General features: G+C 43.8%; 14 protein-coding genes and 1 pseudogene. 2 read left to right on the top strand and 13 right to left on the bottom strand.

Features of this window, described 5'->3' with window-relative positions:
- Positions 1-161 precede the first annotated feature (161 nt).
- The 7 genes from IEW93_RS15405 to IEW93_RS15375 form a co-directional block, all read right to left on the bottom strand.
- On the bottom strand, positions 162-3,275 hold the full coding sequence (locus IEW93_RS15405) for an HsdR family type I site-specific deoxyribonuclease (protein ID WP_188740183.1): 3,114 nt from the start codon (positions 3,273-3,275) through the stop codon (positions 162-164).
- A 63-nt stretch (positions 3,276-3,338) separates the two neighbouring features.
- A complete protein-coding gene (locus tag IEW93_RS15400) occupies positions 3,339-4,340 on the bottom strand; it encodes a Fic family protein (protein ID WP_188740182.1) in 1,002 nt (333 codons plus the stop codon).
- Positions 4,341-4,428: 88 nt separating this feature from the next.
- Positions 4,429-5,628, bottom strand: a complete 1,200-nt coding sequence (locus tag IEW93_RS15395) for a restriction endonuclease subunit S (RefSeq protein WP_188740181.1) — start codon at positions 5,626-5,628, stop codon at positions 4,429-4,431.
- Positions 5,625-7,196: a type I restriction-modification system subunit M gene (locus IEW93_RS15390; protein ID WP_188740180.1), complete on the bottom strand. Its 1,572-nt coding sequence runs from the start codon at positions 7,194-7,196 to the stop codon at positions 5,625-5,627. The genes IEW93_RS15395 and IEW93_RS15390 overlap by 4 nt, the downstream gene beginning before the upstream one ends.
- Before the next feature lie 55 nt (positions 7,197-7,251).
- Positions 7,252-7,746, bottom strand: a complete 495-nt coding sequence (locus IEW93_RS15385; protein ID WP_188740179.1) for a PIN domain-containing protein — start codon at positions 7,744-7,746, stop codon at positions 7,252-7,254.
- Positions 7,727-8,830, bottom strand: coding sequence for a helix-turn-helix domain-containing protein (locus tag IEW93_RS15380; protein WP_011637412.1), 1,104 nt, complete (start codon positions 8,828-8,830; stop codon positions 7,727-7,729). The genes IEW93_RS15385 and IEW93_RS15380 overlap by 20 nt, the downstream gene beginning before the upstream one ends.
- A 162-nt stretch (positions 8,831-8,992) precedes the next feature.
- Positions 8,993-9,586, bottom strand: a complete 594-nt coding sequence (locus IEW93_RS15375; protein WP_011637411.1) for a tyrosine-type recombinase/integrase — start codon at positions 9,584-9,586, stop codon at positions 8,993-8,995.
- A gap of 467 nt (positions 9,587-10,053) precedes the next feature.
- Here IEW93_RS15375 and IEW93_RS15370 point away from each other — a divergent pair.
- Positions 10,054-10,185 (top strand): annotated as a pseudogene (locus IEW93_RS15370) (thioredoxin-dependent thiol peroxidase); the annotation flags it as partial.
- 105 nt (positions 10,186-10,290) lie between these two features.
- On the opposite strand, the gene IEW93_RS15365 reads toward IEW93_RS15370, so the two are convergent.
- The 6 genes from IEW93_RS15365 to IEW93_RS15340 all read right to left on the bottom strand — a co-directional run bounded on the left by IEW93_RS15365 (position 10,291) and on the right by IEW93_RS15340 (position 19,588).
- On the bottom strand, positions 10,291-12,480 hold the full coding sequence (locus IEW93_RS15365; RefSeq protein WP_188740178.1) for a cation:proton antiporter domain-containing protein: 2,190 nt from the start codon (positions 12,478-12,480) through the stop codon (positions 10,291-10,293).
- Positions 12,481-12,885: 405 nt separating this feature from the next.
- On the bottom strand, positions 12,886-14,061 hold the full coding sequence (prpF, locus tag IEW93_RS15360; RefSeq protein ID WP_188740177.1) for a 2-methylaconitate cis-trans isomerase PrpF: 1,176 nt from the start codon (positions 14,059-14,061) through the stop codon (positions 12,886-12,888).
- A 60-nt stretch (positions 14,062-14,121) separates the two neighbouring features.
- The gene (gene acnD / locus IEW93_RS15355) at positions 14,122-16,716 is read right to left on the bottom strand and encodes a Fe/S-dependent 2-methylisocitrate dehydratase AcnD (RefSeq protein ID WP_188740176.1); all 2,595 of its coding nucleotides are present in this window, start codon (positions 16,714-16,716) and stop codon (positions 14,122-14,124) included.
- An 80-nt stretch (positions 16,717-16,796) separates the two neighbouring features.
- Positions 16,797-17,921 (bottom strand): bifunctional 2-methylcitrate synthase/citrate synthase, encoded by a 1,125-nt coding sequence (prpC, locus tag IEW93_RS15350; protein WP_188740175.1) that lies wholly within the window; start codon positions 17,919-17,921, stop codon positions 16,797-16,799.
- Between the two features lie 89 nt (positions 17,922-18,010).
- Positions 18,011-18,889 (bottom strand): methylisocitrate lyase, encoded by an 879-nt coding sequence (gene prpB / locus IEW93_RS15345; RefSeq protein WP_188740174.1) that lies wholly within the window; start codon positions 18,887-18,889, stop codon positions 18,011-18,013.
- Positions 18,890-18,943: 54 nt separating this feature from the next.
- A complete protein-coding gene (locus IEW93_RS15340; protein WP_188740173.1) occupies positions 18,944-19,588 on the bottom strand; it encodes a GntR family transcriptional regulator in 645 nt (214 codons plus the stop codon).
- A 232-nt stretch (positions 19,589-19,820) separates the two neighbouring features.
- Here IEW93_RS15340 and IEW93_RS15335 point away from each other — a divergent pair, with 232 nt between their 5' ends.
- Positions 19,821-20,720, top strand: a complete 900-nt coding sequence (locus IEW93_RS15335; RefSeq protein WP_188740172.1) for a LysR family transcriptional regulator — start codon at positions 19,821-19,823, stop codon at positions 20,718-20,720.
- Positions 20,721-21,489: the final 769 nt, after the last annotated feature.

The raw sequence follows: 21,489 nt of genomic DNA, 5'->3' as shown, positions 1-21,489 counted from the left end.
GCTCCATTTGTGGGCCAATGACCTATCCAGAAAATGCATAATAATTAAACTAATTTGAATATTCATATCTGCTATCTCGAAAAAAAACAGCACTAACTAATTTAAAAATATCGAGCTCTTTTCATCAAGCATTAACTACGTGAAAAGAGCTCTTCATATCACTACAACTGCCCACCCACACCTTTGAATTTTTCAACAAAAGCAGCAATTTTCTGAAAAACCGTTTGCTTTTGCGTTCGATACTGTGGGCTCAATGGGCTAAGTTTGGGCAGCGCCTCATTCAGTGCAGTGCCATTTTCAGAGGCGTACTCACGTTTGAGTGATGAAGTAATATAGCGTTTGGCCGCTTCCTCATTGAGCTTTTCAGAGGCAATAATGGCATCGGCTTCGCGCTTCTGCTGCGCCTGAGCAAACTTGAAGAAAGCGTCGATAATACTGGCTTTGTCATTTATTTCATCCAGATTAGTTTGATTAATAAAATCAATTACCAAGCTTTCTTTCGCTCTATTGCCAAGGCTACCGCGGATCATACGACGAACTTCTTCAATCAAGCCTTCTTTGCTCTTGTTCTTCTTATTGTGATCAAAAATCAGTTCAAGAATGTAATCGAGGTTTATTTCTTGTGATTTAAGCAAATCAATTTCAAAGACCACATCGTCCCAGTCTACCGTTGACTTATCTTTGTCCTGACCTTCTTTATCGCGTCGCAACCAGTCACGGGTATCGTTGTAGGTAGAGCGATAATCTTGAATAGCACGCTCACTTGGCATATCGATGGTTTGCATTGCCTCGATGTCAGCATCATCCAGATAGTACTTTGACTTGAACTCTTCAACAGCTTGCTCATCACTGGTATCTAAGCTTTGCAGTGCTTTTAATCCAGCAAACTCATCGTAGTTTTGTAAAATATTTTCTGCTTTTAGGTACTCACCAAACAGCTTGGCAAACTCTTTTTTATTTTGTTCTTTTTCAATATTTTCTGGATTTGGAAAGCGTTCTTGCAGCTCTTTTACGATATCAACAAAACCTCGACGCGCCTGCCCAGTAGCAATATCGTTAAAACCTTCCATGTATTCTTTGTAGCTCTTCTCCAACACCACGTTTTTGGTGTTTTTGTCACCAAACAAGGTGATGGCATCAATGGTTGCCTGTTCCAAATCACGGAAGGTAACAATATTGCCAAAGGTCTTCGTCGCATCATAAATGCGATTAGTGCGAGAAAATGCCTGCATCAAGCCGTGATAGCGCAAATTCTTATCAACAAACAAGGTGTTAAGCGTAGGCGCATCAAAGCCCGTTAAAAACATACCGACCACTATAAGCAGATCTATTTCTTGATTCTTCACGCGCTGGGCAAGGTCACGGTAGTAGTTCTGAAAGCCATTACTGTCCACGCCATAGTTAGACTTAAACATGGCGTTGTAATCCGTAATCGCGGCGCTCAAAAACTCTTTCGCGCTGCTGTTCATTGCGCTAACTTCGAAGCTCTCATCTAAAATATCACCAATGGCGTCCTGCTCTTCATTGGCAGCAAATGAGAAGATAGTCGCAATGCGCAGAGGCTTACTTGTGGGGCCATTCTCAGCCTCGGCCTGCAATGTTTTGAAAGTTTCATAGTACGCTTTCGCCGCATCAACACTACTGACCGCAAACATGGCGTTAAACCCTTTAGCGCCAGAATAGGCTCGATGCGTTTTCTGGTTAAAATGATTGAGAATGTAGTGTGAGATTTCACGAATGCGCACCGGGTGTAAGAACGCTTGCTTGTTCTCCGCCGCACTAAGCTTCTTATCATCCTGCTCAGTCTCAATGCTCTTAAATTGCGGGCGAACGTCGTTATAGTCCACTTTGAACTTGAGGACTTTTTCATCACGAATGGCATCGGTGATCACATACGTGTGCAACTGCTGGCCAAACACGTCGCCGGTGGTTTCTGCACCCAAGGCGTTTTCAGGGAAAATTGGTGTACCGGTAAAGCCAAACTGGTAGTACTTTTTGAATTTCTTCTTCAGGTTTTTCTGCGCCTCACCAAACTGGCTGCGGTGACACTCATCAAAAATAAAAACGACTTGCTTGTTGTAGATCGCTAAATCGCTTTCACTTTTAATTAAGTTATTGAGCTTTTGGATAGTGGTAACGACAATCTTGTTATCGTCTTTATCCAGGTTGCTTTTAAGCCCTGCGGTACTGTCTGAACCATTTACGCTATCAGGCGAGAACCGCTGATATTCCTTCATGGTTTGAAAGTCGAGATCTTTACGGTCAACCACAAAAAAGACCTTATCAATACAGTCTAAATCCGTGGCCAAACGTGCCGCTTTAAAGCTGGTGAGTGTTTTTCCTGAACCCGTGGTGTGCCAAATGTAACCCCCACTTTCAGGCTTAGCCCAGTCTTTAGCGTTAAACGCGCTCTTTATCTTCCATAAAATGCGCTCTGTAGCGGCAATCTGGTAGGGGCGCATTACAAGTAAGGTATTGCTGACGTCAAATACCGAGTAACGTAAGATCACTTCAAGCAGCGTCTCTTTCTGGAAAAAGGTGGCGGTAAAGTCTTTTAAATCCTTAATAAGCGTATTGTCAGATTTTGCCCAGTTCATCGTAAAGTCGAAGCTGTTTTTGTCGCGCTTGGTGGTATTGGCAAAATAGCGCGTGTCGGTGCCATTCGAGATCACAAACAGCTGCAAGAACTTGTACAACGAGTTCTCTGCATTAAAGCTTTCTTTGCTGTAGCGATGTATTTGGTTAAACGCCTCACGGATAGCCACACCACGCTTTTTCAGTTCGATTTGCACCAAAGGCAAACCATTGACCAAAATCGTCACATCGTAACGGTTAGCATGGCTTCCCGTTTGCTCAAACTGCTTAATGACCTGCACTTTGTTGCGAGCAATGGTTTTCTTGTCGAACAGGTAGATGTTTTCGATATGGCCATCATCAAAGACAAAATCGAAAATATAGTCACTGTGCACCTTGCGAGTTTTATCAAGAATATTGTCGCTTGGTGTATTCAGGTACTGCTCGCAAAAGCGAGCCCACTCGGCATCGGTAAACTGGACCTTGTTGAGGGCTTGTAGCTGCTTGCGCACATTTGCCATCATGGCATCGGGCGTGGTTAGCGCGGGTAAATACTCATAGCCCTGATTAGCTAAGTCTTGGATCAGCTCACGTTCTAAATCACCTTCGCTTTGATAGCCCTCAGCAATTTGGTCTTGTCGTGTATATTTATCTAACACAATAAAGTTATTGGATTCAGCAACCGTTTTATAAGTAGTCATTCGTTTACATCCTTTTTTGTTAGCCGTGGTGTTTTCCAAAATGGAAATAGCCACCGCATCGCATTATTCAGTGACTTGCCAATGGCCGGTTTTATCTGAACCTACCCGAGTTAACCTGCCTTCTTTTTGTAGTTTGCTAATGGCGCGGCCAATGGTTCTCACGTCTTTATTCAAGGTATCGGCGAGTTGTTGTCGGGTCAGCTCGGGCGTGCTAGTAAGCAAGGCTAAAATAGCCTCAGGCGTTTTAAGGCCCGTTACATTGATAAGGATATTTACAGGGGCGTTTTCATCTTCTTTTAGAGGGGCGTTTACAGAGGCGTTTTGCACCAACGTTTGCTGAATAACCGACAACATAAAATGAATAAACGGCGTGCTATCCGCTTGGTTATCCGCCTGCTCAAGGGCGTGATAATAGGCTTGCTGATGGTCTTTAATCACACTTTCTAGCGGCAAAGATAAAAACAACGGATGCCACTTGGACAAAATCAGTGTTTGCCATAACCGCCCCATTCGGCCGTTACCATCGGCAAAGGGGTGAATAAACTCAAATTCGTAATGGAATACACAACTGGCGATCAATGGGTGATCTTTTGTTTGCTTAAGCCATTGGATCAAATCGGCCATTAAACCGGATACCTGATGCGCAGGCGGCGCAACATGGTGCACCACACCACCTTTATGGATACCCACGCCTTTACTGCGAAACTCACCGGCATTCACAAGAATATCTGACAGCATTAAACCGTGAGCCGTGAGTAAATCGGAAATCTCGCTGGGTGTGAATGCAGGCAGTGCATCATAAGCGGCAATCGCGCCTTTTACCTCGGCTAGCTCACGCACGCTGCCGAGCACGGGCTTACCCTCAACAATGGCGGTAATTTGTTCTTCAGTTAAGCTATTGCCTTCAATCGCCAGCGTACCGGTAATGGTTTTAATGCGATTTTGCTTGCGCAGTTGCGGCGAGGCATTGAGCTGGCTGGCGTTTAACTCACCCACCTGCTGGCTGATTTGTGCCACCAAGTTGAGAATCTCAGTGGTGATGGTAAACGGTGGTTGATAGGCCATTAGACTGCCTCCTTATGGTTACCATCACGGCCAGTTATTCGAAAATCTCGAATAACTGGCGCTGCTATTTCCGTTAGCGTTTTACTCATTAAGCCGCCTCATCTGATTTGGGGAAGCTCAACAACAGGTCACGATAATACTCGTATTGCTTTTGGCGTAACTCAATTTCGCGGGGGAGACCTTCGGTAATGGAGCTCGTTAGAGTGTCAAATTTGTCGAGAATAGTAACGATGCGTTCTTGTTCCGAAAGAGATTTCTCTCTATTGCTAGCAAATGGAATAGGAACCAAATACTCCATGATTTTTGGCTTATTTCCTCGTGGCATTTTTGCGCCTTTTGCATGTTGCATATTGTATTCAAAAAACTTGTCATCAGCTAAAACTTGATACAAATATCGTGGATTTATAGCTGTATCAGTAGGGTGAACCACAAGAACATCACCATTCGTGCCGCCAACTCGATCTGCATGCCATATCTTCTTCAAATAGGGACGTATATTCCCTATTAAGATATCATCAGGATTGTATTGTGTAAGATTTCCACTATCTGGGGTTCGAGTGGAGTCTATTTTACCAGCTCGATTCTGAAGTAAGCTTTCAACACCAACGTAATTGCTGTCATCTAGTTCTGTGTAACTAATACGAGCCTTTGAATACTCGGCCATTTCACTCAAAGCCTTCCACTCAACTTCGCCATCTTCAAAACCCAACAACTGGTCGCGGTAGTAGTTGTATTGTTTTTTACGCATGTTAAGCTCGGCGGTCAGCTCGGCGGTCATGGCGGTAAATGCGTCCAGAATACGCACTATTTCAGCTTGTATTGCCAGCGATTTTTCTGGGTTATTTGGGCATGGGATGGGGATTTTTTTAGCACAGTAATTACTAATCCATTGCCGTTTATGATCACCTTCAATCAAGTCACTCGGTAGCGTATTCATCCAATAATATACGTACTTCAGCATGAACTTCGACTCATCACTAGATTTAATCATTTTCATTGCTGAGGATTTAGCTTTAAAGTCGAAATCAACCCATTTATTAGCAGTAGTGAAGTCATCAAAAATGATTACAGGATTTTCTGAAGCTCGATTTATCCCGTCTATTTCGTCCGTATAACCTAAAATAAAAGTCTTGCCCGCAGTTAATACAGGGACCTCAAACGAATCATCATAGTTTTTCGTTTTTACGAGATATTTTGTCGGCTGTTCGTATTGTGTTACATCCCCTAAAGCTAATTCTTTAAGCTCAACCCCATCCAGCAATTTCTCTAAATAGCTCAAATGACTCATGCCTCAAGCTCCTCACCTTCAATTTCCGCTACAATGGCGTCAATATCACTGCGAAGTGCATCAATTTTAGCAACGGTAGTTTTAAGTTCGGCATTAAGCTCTGCAATATCCACTAACTCGCGATTATCTTTCGCTTCCACATAACTGCTCACCGATAGGTTATAGCTATTGGCTGCGATAACATCCAAATCAACGGATTTAGCAAAGTGATCTACGTTTTCTTTGTTGGCAAACACCTTGATGATCTGCTCAATGTGCTCATTGCTTAGGGTGTTGTTATTGGTTTCTTTTTTAAACAGGCCGCTGGCATCAATAAACTGGGTGGTGGTGTCGGTTTTGTGTTTGGACAGTACCAAGATATTCACGGCAATGGTGGTACCAAAAAACAGGTTAGGTGCCAGTGAAATTACCGTTTCCACATAGTTGTTATCAACCAGATATTGACGAATTTTTTGCTCAGCACCACCACGGTAAAAAATACCGGGGAAACAAACAATTGCAGCGCGGCCTTTGCTTGATAGGTAACTTAGCGCATGCAGCACAAAGGCAAAGTCGGCTTTTGATTTGGGTGCAAGCACACCAGCAGGCGCAAAGCGGTCGTCGTTGATTAGAGTTGGGTCATCACTACCAATCCATTTCACCGAATAAGGCGGGTTAGAGACAATCGCATCAAAGGGTTTGTCATCTAAAAAGTGTGGTTCGGTTAAGGTATCACCCAACTGAATATTAAACTTGTCGTAGTTAATGTTGTGCAAAAACATATTCATACGGGCTAAGTTGTAGGTGGTGTGGTTGAGCTCTTGACCAAAAAAGCCATCTTCAATGATATGCGCATCAAAGTGCTTTTTGGCTTGTAACAGCAACGAGCCCGAACCCGCCGCAGGGTCATAGATTTTATTCACACTGGTTTGGCCGTGCATGGCCAGCTGTGCGATCAATTTTGAAACGTGCTGAGGGGTAAAAAATTCGCCACCGGATTTACCCGCATTAGCGGCATAGTTTGAAATCAGGAACTCGTAAGCATCACCGAATAAGTCAATTTGATTATTTTCAAAACCGCCTTCAAAATTACCGAAGGTTAAACCTGCCACGCCTTTTAACACAGCGGCTAGGCGTTTGTTTTTTGCCTCTACCGTATTACCCAGACGATTACTGGTGGTATCAAAATCCGCAAACAAGCCTTTGATGTCTTTTTCTGAATCATAGCCATTGGCTGAGTTTTCAATTGCAGCAAAAATAGTAGCTAAATCGGTATTTAAGTTTTCGTTTTTGTGTGCATTGGCAGCAACATTACTAAACAACTGGCTAGGAAGAATAAAATAGCCTTTTGTACGAATGGCATCATCTTTTGCCGCTATGATATTTTCATCACTGTCGTCCATGGCAGCATAATTAACGCTTTCATCACCGCCAGTAATGTAAAGCTCAAAGTTCTCACTGATAAACCGATAGAACAGCGTACCCAATACATATTGCTTAAAATCCCAGCCATCCACTGAGCCTCGCACATCGTTGGCAATCGCCCATATTTGGCGTTGAAGTTCGGCACGTTGTTGTAAACTTGTCATTATTAGAATTCCTGATCGTTCTAAATTGCACTTTATGAGGGCAACCTATTAATTATTAATTTACTTGCTCTAGTTCTACTAAAGCTTGTTCTGCGATATGCCAAGGTAGACGCCTGCCATTGGCTTGCATCTGCTTATAGGCTGCTCGCGCTTGTTCGGTATTGATTTGCTGATGAACCACCAGTTGGCTTACTAGCCAAACTGTGCCTTTAACAATGGCAGCTTCTTTTTCTGCTGCTTTTCTCAGTGCCATATCACCAGTCAGTAAAGGACACTGTTCTTGCTTTGCTAAAGCAAGGGCAAAACAATCGTTTCGGCTCGCTTGGGTATAGGTCCCCGTTAGCTGCATGGCAAACATCATTGATTCTGCAGAAACCTCTTTTAGCGCTAACCCTAAATCCAGAAGGTGGGGATGATCTTCTTCAAGTTCTTCAACAAAAAGAATATCTGGCGTTGCAAAGTCATAGGGCAACTGAAACATTGCTTCCAGTAAACCACCTTCTTCCATGTCAATGAGGATATTGGCATCACTAATTAGCAGCTGCTGCACGGCTAGCCTCCTGAGCTAACTGTGCTTGAGTCGACACCTCCAACTTTCGTTCTTTACGAAAGCTAGAAACAGACATGCCAAGTAACTCTGCAGCTTTTGACTCCCCTATGTATTCTTCACCTAAAGCACGATATACCAACTGCTTATGTAGATAAGTCGATTCATGAGGGTATGCTTTTCCTGGCTCCTCCGTTCGCCAGCCATTTTTGCTAAACAGCATAAGTAGGTTTTTCTGAGTCGCAGGCGTAATTATTCCACATTGGCCAGCTCGAAACAGTGCCGCTAGCATGCTAATACCGTATTCGTGCTTTAGCATCAGTAATTCACGTGGTTCAATATGACGGCGCTTTTCACCCAAGTATTCAATAAGTGATTGGGTAGGTAAAAGAAATGCACCAGCAAAGGCATTACAAGCCTTCTCCTCATCAATCCCTTCAGCTAAACGACCATGCACGACTAAGTGCCCAAGTTCATGGGCCAAGGTGAAGCGCTGACGGTCACCACTTTGGGCGGTAGAGATCACCACTACAGGAGTGCTACCAATCTTGCCCGCTAAACCGTCAAACTTCTTATCTGTTTCCACATCCGTGGTAATAATCATCACGCCCTTAGCTTCGAGGGTATCGATCATATCGTGAATAGGGTTTAGCCCTAGCTCCCAAGCATGGCGCATCTGAATAGCCAAGTCTTCCGCTTGTTCTAAGCTAAAGATTTGTTCTGGAAGTTCATCAGGTAGAGCAAACTCAGGGATAGGCTTCACTGAGTCGGGATACAACTCTAAAAGCTCTTGCCAACGTTCAGCTTGGTCTAATACGTCACCATTGATTCGGTCTAACACTTTCTTTGGTGTGCTCGCACGCTTGCGGTACTCAACACCCTCTAACTTCACCTTGGTCGGCCGAAAGAAGTACTCGCTGCGCACATCTAGCGCTTTTGCAAGCTTAAGTAGATTTGAAGAAGAGGGCATAGTCGTGCCATGTTCGTACTTTTTAATGGCGTTAGCGGATAGGCCAACTTCGCTGGCTAATGCATTCATTGATAGCCCGGCAGCCTTGCGGGCTCGTTCTAGGCGCTCTGCAAACATGGTATCCTCTCAGCAATGGCTTGGTTTATAAAATTGACAAAACTGTGATTAATATAAACCGAATTGCCTTAATTTGCTATCTAATTTGCAGTCCCGAACTCTCCATTTTGCTCATTATCCAATCTACCACCTGCTCATGCGCATGGCTTTAACACAATAATGTTACAACTCTATATCCTCAGATATATTAAGGGCATCTTCCATCTCTACCCCTAAATAACGAATTGTGTTATCCAACTTGGCGTGACCAAGCAATAGCTGTACGGCTCGGATGTTTTTCGTTCGTGCATAGATCAAGGTTGCCTTTGTTCTTCGCATAGAGTGAGTACCATACAGGTAATAGTCATAACCAAGTTGTGACGCCCAGCGACGAATTATAGTTGCATAGCAGCTATAGCTCATAGGTCTCCCGTTCTTACGAGGGCTAGGGAATATATAACTTGATGACGATAAGCCACTTTGCATTAAATACTGTGTTAATGATTGAGCTGTACGAGAAGTTATTTCAAATTGAACCTCACGTTCCGTTTTACTCTGTTGATAAAGAACTCTATTTTGAATAACACCACCCGATGAAATATCTCGAACTTTCATTCTGAGCAAATCACATGAACGTAATTTACAATCGATGGCGAGGTTGAGCAGAGCCAACTCCATAATATTACCTTCGATTTCGAGCCTGGTACGGATACGCCAGATATCCTCAAGCTTAAAGGGCTTTTTCTGCCCAGTTAAATGACCTTTCTTCGTCCACATACGCTATCTCCTGTATGACAACTGAAATGGCCTTATTAATTTTAGCTGAAGAGCGATAAATTAAAAGTGCATGAATATGCAATTGAAAATTGCAGCAGAAACTGAAGGTAGAGTATTTGGTCTAGCTAATAATGGGGCATAAACGTTTTAGAGTAAACACACTAACTAAGTCCCTTTTGCCCCAAAACCATTTGGAAACCTGTAAGCCTTTCACTTACGTGGGCACAGACCTATATGGCATCTCTTCAAAAGTGCTATAGTTTGATTACCCTTACATAGCTTCGATAAACTTTTTATGACAATTTTTTACTCAAAAACCGCTAAATGTGACCCTGTTTACATAAAACTATGACAACTGATATAATGTAAGTATTAAACGTAAATAAATTAACTTAACTCATTGTTAAAGATATAGTTTATAAGAATTCATCAGTGGTACTGTCTTAAATAATTATCAAGGGTGATTCTTTATGGGAAAAATATATGATGGAATTCATCGTTTAAGTTTTGTTGTAGGTACAGATGGCAAAATTAGCCATGTATTAAACAAATTTAAAACCAAAGATCACCATGAAGTGGTACTGGCTACATTAGCCTAATCTACCATTGAGCGTAATTAACTGACATTAACCACGCAATCACGTAGTTAAATAAAAAGGCCTAGCATTTTGCTAGGCCTTTTTTGTTGTTAACGTCTCACAGTGTTAAACCGTTTTAGGCTCAACCACGGTGTCAGGCTTGGCCTCATCGTCAGACGATACCTTGTCAGTATTATCAGCAACTTCTTCAATAGGGGTTGCGTCAACGGCAAGTGCTGCAGATGCTTTTTTCGCCTGTTCTTTTATCGCTTGCTCTTTAGCTAGTTCAGCGGCTTCTTTTTTCACTAATGCAGCCTCTTCTTCTGCAAGTAAGCGCGCTTTTTCTTGCTCTTCAAACTGTGCAAGTTCTTCTTCTTTGCGACGGGCTTTTTCAATTGCACGTTGCTCAGCTTCTTCAGCTTCGCGAATAGCTCGCGCTTCGGCTGCGGCTTTAGCTTCTTCTTCGGCTAATGCTTTCGCTTTACGCTCGGCTTCTTCATCTAACGCGCGCTGAATAACGGCTTGCTCTTGCGCCTCTTGCGGCAATAAACTAATAAGTTCAATACCAACAGGGTATTCAAATGGCGCTGCACCTGCCAACACTTTTACTTTACCGTCTTTGGTTAAGTACACTAGCGGCATTGCAGTTTCGCCATAACGCTTTTTAAAGTGTTCATAAGTGAAGTTTTCGGTAATATTAGTTACTTTTAACACTGCACCTTTTGCCATTAAGCTGGCAATTTTGGCATAGGAAATATTTTCACCAAACAAACACAAACGCTTTAAATAAGACTCTGACAATTGATGACGAGCACTGCCGCTGTCTGCATTATTCAAGCCGTAAACTTTTTCTACACCCAGTAAATCCTGGAAATAGAAGGTCACTAATGGATTTAATTGACGATAAGGTGACATCACAAGTACGCGCCCTACTCCACTTAAGTCCATATAGGTTTCAGCATGTTCAGACGCTGGGTTACCAAAATAAACTGGAATATTTTCCATTCGCGCCTGGCGAATGCTGTCCCAGTTATTATCAGCTAACACCACTTTAATGTTTCGAGAAATTAAAATTGATGCCAACTCACGTGAAAACTTAGACGCACCAAAAATCAATAACCCTTGGTTTGATCCTTCTTTAACGCCAAGATATTTTGCCCAACGGCCAGCGGTTAAACTCTGAATAACAACCGTACCAATAATCACTAAAAACACTAAAGGCACAATTGAACTCGCGCCTTCAAGACCGACGGCTTCAAGCTTAATCGCAAATAAAGATGAAATGGCAGCGGCAACAATACCCCTTGGAGCAACCCAACTTAAAAACCACTTATCTTTAGAAGATAAATTGGTTCCAAGTCCCGAAATCCAAATACTGAGCGGTCTAGCAACAAACATCACCACCAATAAAACTGCAATGCCACCAAACCCAAGATCGAGCATAGCACCAGAATCTAAACGGGCAGCAAGTAAAATGAACAATGCAGAGATCAGCAATACGGTTAAGGTTTCTTTAAATTCTAAAATGTCGGCAATATCTACACCGCGCATGTTAGCAAGTAAGATCCCCATAACAGTTACAGTCAATAATCCCGATTCATGCTGTAATAAGTTAGAACCAACAAACACCCCTAACATAATGGTTAATACCGCAGTATTACGTAAATAATGCGGGAAAACGTTATTACGGATGGCAATACCAACAAAATAGCCCACTGCTGCGCCTAAACCAAAACCAATTGCTAACGTTAACCCTAATGCATGAAGTACATGAGTGGTTGGATCGTTAGACACGGCAATGTATTCAAACACTAAAACCGCCATTAAGGCGCCAATTGGGTCAATGACAATACCTTCCCAGCGCAGAATACTGGCTAGATTAGATTTTGGTTGCACTGAACGTAACATAGGCACAATTACGGTTGGGCCGGTTACCACGACTAACGCTCCAAACAGTGCTGCGATACTCCACTCAAAGCCCATTAAAAAGTGCGCTGCGGGTACAATGACCAACCAAGTCACTAATGCACCAACACTGACTAAGTTGGTAACCATGCGGCCATGGTCTTTAATTTCTTTAAAGTTAAGGGTTAGCGCACCTTCAAAAAGAATAACCGCAACCCCTAACGAAATAATCGGGAATAATAAATCGCCAAAAATAGCATCAGGATCGAGTATTCCAAGACCTGGGCCTAACAATAAACCACACAATAAAAGCGGTAAAATGGCTGGTAAACGTAATTTCCAGCCCACCCATTGACACAAAAGCGACAGAACACCGATTAACGCCAGCATACCTGTAATGTGTTCAACCATATTTGATTTCCTTCTTTTAATACATTGCACCTAAATTCTATGCAATGTGCTTCACGATAATACGTGAACTGTAATATATGTCTGGCTTATTATTTTGTAACCTAAACCAGCAAAGGTTGTTATAACATTATCGGTTAACTGCAGTGTTATTCCTTTTAGTTACCCTAGAAATTTTGCTGAATAATGTCTGTAAATTCTGCATATAACATACTAATTTTACTATTGAATCAAGCGTTTTTTGATGTTTATCACATTTTTAATCGATTGCAAAATAAAGCTATAAAATATTGATTAATAAGTTTATTTTTTAACTTAATGCCTGAAAATATTTTTTCTGTTTGTATAAATAAAATAAAAAAACCTCGGTATTACCAAGGTTTTGTTTTTGGGGGAAATCAGTAATGTTTAACGTTTGCTTGGAACTCTTACCTTGCCTTCCATTAACACCCTAGCACTGCGGCTCATAATGGCTTTTTTCACCTGCCATTGGCCATCAATTAATTGCGCTTCAGCACCAACACGAAGCGTTCCAGAAGGATGACCAAAGCGCACGGCACTGCGCTCTCCACCGCCAGCGGCTAAATTCACTAAGGTGCCAGGAATGGCGGCGGCGGTACCAATAGCCACTGCTGCGGTACCCATCATGGCATGATGGAGCTTGCCCATAGACAATGCTCGTACCACGAGGTCAATATCAGTCATGGCCACTGCTTTTCCACTTGATGATACATATTCTTTTGCCGGTGCGACAAACGCCACTTTAGGCGTATGTTGACGCGCTCCGGCTTCATCAATGTGTTGTATTAAGCCCATTTTAACCGCGCCATAAGCACGGATGGTTTCAAACATGGCTAACGCTTTGTCATCATTATTAATGTCATCTTGCAGTTCAGTGCCCACATAATTGATATCTGCTGCATTAACAAAAATGGTGGGAATACCTGCATTAATCAAGGTGGCGTTAAAGCTACCCACGCCTGGTACCTCAAGCACATCAACGACATTCCCCGTTGGGAACATCGCGCCTTCGCCGTCAGCGGGATCTAAAAACTCAACTTGCACTTCTGCGGCCGGAAAGGTCACGCCATCGAGTTCAAAATCGCCAGTTTCTTGCACTTCACCGTCGGTGATCGGCACATGGGCGATAATGGTTTTTTGAATATTGGCTTGCCAAATTCGCACCACGGCAGTGCCATTTTGTGGAACACGGTTTGGGTCAATCAGGCCATTACTTATCGCAAATGAGCCAACTGCGGCTGTTAAGTTGCCGCAATTGCCACTCCAATCAATAAAAGGTTTATCGATGGCAACTTGTCCAAACAGATAATCCACATCGTGATCGGCTTGGGTGCTTTTTGATAAAATCACCGTTTTACTGGTGCTTGACGTTGCTCCGCCCATGCCATCGGTGTGTTTGCCATAGGGATCTGGGCTACCAATGACTCGCAACAACAAGACATCACGCTCGGGTCCGGCAATCTGAGCGGCTTGAGGCAGATCAGTTAGGTTAAAAAATACCCCTTTACTGGTGCCGCCACGCATATAAGTGGCGGGAATTCTAATTTGTGGTAAATGAGCCATAACAACATCCTACAAAAAATGAAAAATCGGCAGCCTGGCTGCCGATATAGCGATTAAGAACTAGCTAGCCGCTTCGTTGGCTAAAAAGTCTTGAGCAAAACGTTGTAATACCCCACCGGCCTCATAGATAGAACACTCTTCAGCGGTATCTAAGCGGCACTTAACCGGAATTGTCACTTGCTCTTCATCAAGACGCGTCATTACAACAGACAACATGGCTCCTGGTTTTGGAGTACCAACGACATCAAAGGTTTCTGTGCCGTTAATCTCATAGGTATGACGGTTTTCACCTTTAATAAACTCAAGTGGTAATACGCCCATTCCGACTAAATTGGTACGGTGAATTCGCTCAAAACCTTCTGCGACTATCACTTCAACGCCAGCAAGACGTACGCCTTTTGCAGCCCAATCACGTGATGAACCCTGGCCATAATCAGCCCCTGCAATAATGATCAATGGCTGTTTACGTTCCATGTAGGTTTCAATGGCTTCCCACATGCGGATCACTTGTCCTTCTGGCTCAATACGGGCTAACGAACCCTGGCGCACGTTGCCGTCTTCTTGGACCATTTCGTTATACAATTTAGGGTTAGCAAACGTGGCACGCTGCGCAGTTAAGTGATCGCCACGGTGTGTTGCATATGAGTTAAAATCTTCTTCCGGTAAGCCCATTTTAGCTAAATAAGCACCAGCAGCGCTGTCGAGCATAATCGCGTTCGATGGCGATAAATGGTCTGTAGTAATGTTGTCGCCTAATACCGCTAAAGGGCGCATTCCCTTCATGGTGCGCTCACCGGCTAATGCACCTTCCCAATAAGGTGGACGACGAATATAGGTACTTTGTGGCCGCCAGTCGTACTGCGGATTAACGTGGCTGCCATATTCAACTTTTATGTCAAACATCGGCTCATATACCTTGCGGAACTGCTCTGGCTTAACGCTGGTTTTAATCACTGCATCGATTTCTTCATCGGTCGGCCAAATGTCTTTTAAGGTGACAGGGTTGCCATCTTTATCGATTCCTAGGATATCTTTTTCAATATCAAAACGAATGGTACCGGCAATGGCATAGGCAATGACCAATGGCGGTGAGGCTAAAAACGCTTGCTTGGCATATGGATGAATACGACCATCAAAGTTACGGTTACCCGACAATACTGCGGTGGCGTATAAATCACGGTCTATCACTTCTTGCTGAATAACAGGATCTAACGCGCCGCTCATGCCATTACAGGTAGTACAGGCAAACGCCACAATGCCAAAGCCTAAGTTTTCAAGCTCGGGTAATAAGCCTGCTTCTTCTAAATACAATTGCACCGCTTTTGAGCCAGGGGCCAGTGATGACTTCACCCAGGGTTTACGCAATAAACCACGGGCATTGGCATTACGGGCTAATAAGCCAGCAGCAATCATGTTGCGTGGGTTACTGGTATTAGTACAGCTAGTAATAGCAGCAATAATCACCGCGCCGTCTGGCATTTTACCTGGCTCGTTTTCAACCACGCCACTAATACCACGAGCTGCAAGCTCAGAGGTTGGCACCCGGTTGTGCGGATTTGATGGCCCAGCAATGTTACGCCCAACGGTAGATAGGTCGAAATGCAACACGCGCTCGTATTCCACTTCAGTTAAGGTATCTGCCCATAAACCCGCTTGCTTAGCATAAGTTTCAACGAGCTTAACTTGCTCATCATCACGGCCAGTCAGTGTTAAATAATCAATAGTTTGTTTATCGATATAAAACATGGCGGCAGTTGCGCCGTATTCTGGGGTCATGTTGGTAATGGTTGCTCGGTCGCCCAGGGTTAAATGGGTCGTACCTTCGCCAAAAAATTCTAAATACGACGACACCACTTTTTGAGCGCGCAGGTACTCTGTTAACGCAAGTACAATGTCGGTTGCGGTAATACCTGGTTGTGGTTTGCCGGTAATTTCAACGCCTACGATGTCTGGCAAACGCATATACGATGCGCGGCCTAACATCACGCTTTCTGCTTCTAGTCCGCCCACACCAATGGCGATAACACCTAGTGCATCTACATGGGGTGTGTGGCTGTCGGTGCCGACTAAGGTGTCTGGAAATGCCACGCCATCAAGGGCATGGACCACTGGTGACATTTTCTCTAGGTTGATTTGATGCATAATGCCGTTACCCGGTTGGATAACATCAACGTTTTTGAACGCCGTTTTGGTCCAGTTTATAAAATGAAAACGGTCTTCATTGCGGCGGTCTTCAATGGCGCGATTTTTTTCAAAGGCGTCTTTTTCAAAACCTGCATGCTCAACTGCAAGTGAGTGATCAACAATCAATTGTGTCGGCACGACTGGATTTACTTTGGACGGGTCGCCGCCTTTTTCAGCAATGGCGTCTCGTAGGCCGGCTAAGTCAACCAATGCGGTTTGGCCTAAAATGTCGTGACACACTACACGCGCTGGAAACCACGGAAAATCTAAATCACGTTTGCGTTCAATTAACTGCTTTAGCGAGTCAACGAGCATATCAGGTGAACAACGGCGTACTAAGTTCTCGGCAAACACACGTGAGCAGTACGGCAATTTGGCATAAGCACCTGGCTCAATGGCGTTAACCGCTTCTTGAGTATCAAAATAATCGAGCTTGGTGCCGGGTAAAGATTTACGGTATTGAGTATTCATAACAACATCCACGGTTAATACAAATTGGGTGATCGACTATCAAAATCGAAAAAGCCGAGCCAATATGCTCGGCCAGTGGATTAACGTTGGCTAATTGGCACAACTTTACGAGGCTCGCTACCCACATAATCAGCACTTGGGCGAATAATGCGGTTATTTGAGCGCTGCTCCATTACGTGTGCAGCCCAACCGGTTAAGCGTGAACAAACAAAGATTGGGGTGAACAGTTTGGTTGGAATGCCCATAAAGTGATAAGCCGAGGCATGGAAAAAGTCTGCGTTACAGAACAGCTTTTTGGTGTCCCACATAAACTCTTCACACGCGACAGAGATGTCGTATAACGAAGTATCACCATGTTCATGGGCTAGTTTTTCAGACCAGGCTTTAATGATCACATTACGTGGATCAGACACGCTATAAATCGCATGTCCAAAGCCCATGATTTTTTCTTTACGCTCAAGCATGCCAGCCATTTGCGCTTTGGCATCGGCTGGTGAACTGAACTTTTGGATCATGTCCATCGCAGCCTCGTTAGCACCGCCGTGTAATGGGCCACGCAATGAACCAATCGCGCCAGTCACACACGAATACATATCAGACAAGGTTGATGCACACACGCGCGCAGTAAAGGTTGAGGCATTAAATTCATGCTCTGCATACAAAATCAACGACACGTCCATCACTTTACGATGTTGATCAGACGGCGTTTCGCCGCGCAGTAATTTAAGGAAATGGCCACCTAATGAGTCTTCGTCTGTGGTGCAATCAATTTCTACGCCATCATGGCTGTAGCGATACCAGTAACACATAATGGCTGGGAACGCGGCAAGTAAACGATTAGCGGCTTTGTTTTGCTGAGTAAAATCCACTTCTGGCTCAAGATTACCTAAAAATGAGCAACCCGTGCGCATCACATCCATTGGGTGAGCATCAGCGGGGATCAGTTTAAGTACCGCTTTTAATGCATCGGGTAAATCACGCTGCGCGGTAAGCTCTGCTTTATATGCGCTAAGCTGGGCAGATGTCGGTAATTCGCCATTAAATAATAAGTAAGCGACTTCTTCAAAGGTGGCGTTATCTGCCAAGTCTGACACATCGTAGCCACAATAGGTTAAGCCAGAACCTGATTTACCTACGGTACATAATTTTGTTTCGCCAGCACTTTGACCACGTAATCCAGCGCCCGATAATTTCTTGTCTACCATGATTTATCTTCCTTCTTATTGCTTGCTGTGTGCCCCCATCAAGGACACACATGTGTAGGGTTTGAGTCTTGTTGTTTATATTTATACGCTTATTTGTTTTTGCCTTGAGCAAATAAACTGTCTAACTTTTGCTCATAGTCGTGATAACCCAGGTAATCATAAAGCTCCATGCGCGTTTGCATTTTGTCGACTACCGCTTTTTGGTCACCGTCGGTTAATATGGCGCTGTAAACCATTTCAGCCGCTTTATTCATGGCTCTAAATGCGCTTAATGGGTACAACACCATGGCTGCGCCCCACTCGCCTAACTGCTGTTTATTCCATAATTCGGTTTGGCCAAACTCAGTAATGTTAGCCAAAATAGGCACATCTAACGCTTGTGAAAATGCACGGTAATGTTCTTCGGTTTTAATTGCTTCAGCAAAAATACCGTCGGCACCGGCGGCTACGTACGCTTTAGCACGTTCAATCGCAGCGTCTAAGCCTTCTTGAGCAAATGCATCGGTACGCGCCATAATAAAAAAGTCTGGATCGGTACGTGCATCAACCGCCGCTTTAATGCGGTCGACCATTTCTTCAACGGGCACAATCTCTTTATTTGGGCGATGACCACAACGCTTTTGCGCCACTTGATCTTCCATGTGTACTGCGGCTGCACCGGCTTTTTCCATATCGCGCACGGTTTTAGCAATGTTAAACGCCCCGCCCCAACCGGTATCAATATCGACCAATAAAGGCAAATCACAGGCAGAGGTAATACGTTGTACATCTACTAGCACATCATTAAGTGATGTCATGCCAAGGTCTGGTAAACCGTATGACGCATTAGCCACACCGCCACCTGATAAATAAATAGCTTGATGACCAATTTGTTTAGCCATCATTGCTGAGTAGGCATTAATGGTGCCCACTATTTGCAATGGTTTGTTATTGGCTAAGGCTTGACGAAATTTTTTCCCTGCGCTCATGCTATTCCCCTTTATATAATGTCGTGAGTGACGCTTTACGTCAGCTATATGCGATTATGATAATTTGCGTTCTATACTGTTTTTAGAATATAAAATGTGGCGACGCATTAGCATTTCAGCCAGTTCCGCGTCACGATTTAAAATGGCCTGAACAATGTGCTTGTGTTCATCATAAGCGGTGGTCACACGCGGCCCCGCCATGCCAAGTTGTACGCGATACATGCGCACTAAATGGTAAATACCATCAAATAACATAGAAATTAGGTGCTTGTTTTTACTACCTAGAATAATTCGATAATGAAAGTCCACATCACCGGCTTCTTGATAATATGACTCACCGCCTTTGACCTCATTAAAATGAGATTGCAGTAAAGCACTCAAGTCGGCAATTTCATCATCAGTCATATTGGTTGCCGCTAACCGTGCGGCCATGCCTTCAAGCGATTCGCGCACTTGATACAACTCAATTAACCCTTGCGGCGACAACGCCACTACCCGAGCACCCACATTGGCTTTCCGCTCTACAATGTGACAAGACTCCAAGCGATTAATCGCTTCTCGGATCACCGCACGACTGACCGCATACTTTGTCGACAATTCAGTCTCGCTTAACTTTGAACCGGCTTCAATACGACCTTCGACGATATCGTCACGTAGTGCAATAAAGGTCTTGTCAGCTGCGGTTATTGGTTGGTTCATCGTGATACCTTGAACATAGAAATAGAATAATCAACACCAAGTTGTCGACAATATAGCAAGTTTAGCGCATAAAACAACCTAAAAGTGCCACATATTGTCGACAAAATGTAGTTAGTGACTAAATTGATGCATAAACGACGATAAGCTCGCATCTCAAATCCACTATGCATGCTAAAATGTCGAGCCATAACGTGCCTAACAGATTAACCTAGCGACACGACAAGGAATGCGCATGACCCAGCCATCAGGCCCACAATTAGAGCTGATTCATTTATTCATTCATGTGGTTAATGCCGGAGGGTTTTCTCCTGCCGCAACTGCATTACAATTACCCGTCGCGACGGTGAGCCGAAAGATCAGCAAATTAGAGCATATCCTTAATACCCAGCTGATCATGCGCAGCACACGCAAATTACGCTTAACAGAAGAAGGCGGCGCGCTGTTTGACCGTTACCATCAACTCGTTGCGCAATTTGACCAATTGTCGGCAACCCAAATTAATGAGCAACAGTCGACTTTACGGATCTGTACGCCCATCTCAATTACGTCGATGATCCTGATTGATGCGATAAATGATTTTTCTAAGTTACATCCACACATACAACTGCATGTGACGCAAAATAACAGCACGATTGATTTGATTGATGAAGGTGTTGATATTGCCATTGTCGGTGGCGCTCAACCCGACTCATCGTGGGTATCGACATCATTAGGTGTGCTGGATTATGGGTTATACGCCTCTGCCACATTTGCCGAAACATTAACTGAGTTACGCCATCCACAGCATTTAAGTCAGTTCCCTTTGATTAAAGTATGGCCACTGTTTAATTGGACATTAAAACATCAGCATGGCGAGCAATATTATTATGACGGCCCAGCCAAACTGACCTTAGGTGATATTCATGCCGCCGTTAAAGCCACGGTGGCAGATGGTGGCATTATGTATGGTCCTGCATTGTTTGTTAAACCGCAACTTGAGCAAGGCGAACTGGTTAGAGTATTACCAGACTGGGCTGGAGAGCATCGCAGGATCAGTATTTTATATCATCAGCGCCGACAACAACCGCTAAAAGTAAAACTGTTTATTGAATTTATTCAAAAGCGCTGTGCCAGTATTTTTGATCTATTTTAACGCCCTAGCATAAAAGAGATGTATCAAAAAATGCGTTAGATCTTTGAATAACAAACAAGGCTAACTCTAAGATACCCATACAGCGAATGTCATAGCCCATGATTGGGTTTACCGCGTGTCATAGAAGTGATTTCATTGAGTATCGTTACCTCACACCTTAGTTTTATTTAGTTAGCTAGCTAGCCTCAACCACTCTTGATCTGGTGTGGCAGCAGACCATTAAAAGCTCAAACACCTGGGTCCCGGCTCAAAAGCATTACCGGGACGACGTGTGAGTTGGGTTGATGTGTGAGTTAGGTCGACGTGAGAGTTGAGGCGACGAAAAACTAGCTAACAAGCTTTGTCTAAAAATACCTTAGATCTTTCAATTTCAAATAAGGTTGAATCGAAGATACTCATACGGCGGATGTAATCGCGGCTATGACCTTCGAAAACATGGATGTTTTCGCAGAGCGCCCAGGGATGGGTTTACCGCGTGTCATAGAAGTGATTTCATTGAGTATCGCCACCTCACTCCCTAGTTTTATTTTAGTTAGATAGCCTCAACCACTCTTGATCTGGTGTGGCAGCAGACCATAAAAAGCTCAAACACCTGGATCCCGGCTCAAAAGCATTGCCGGGACGACTAGAAAGTAGCTAATAGGCTTCCATCCAGAAATGCGTTAAATCTTTGAATAACAAATAAGGTTGAATCGAAGATACCCATACGGCGGATGTAATCGCGGCTATGACCTTCGAAAACATGGATGTTTTCGCAGAGCGCCCAGGA

The organism is Shewanella inventionis, from assembly GCF_014641855.1.
Classification (GTDB): domain Bacteria; phylum Pseudomonadota; class Gammaproteobacteria; order Enterobacterales; family Shewanellaceae; genus Shewanella; species Shewanella inventionis.
The sequence above is the reverse complement of the archived record's forward strand: the minus strand, read 5'-3'. Positions and strand labels throughout refer to the sequence as shown.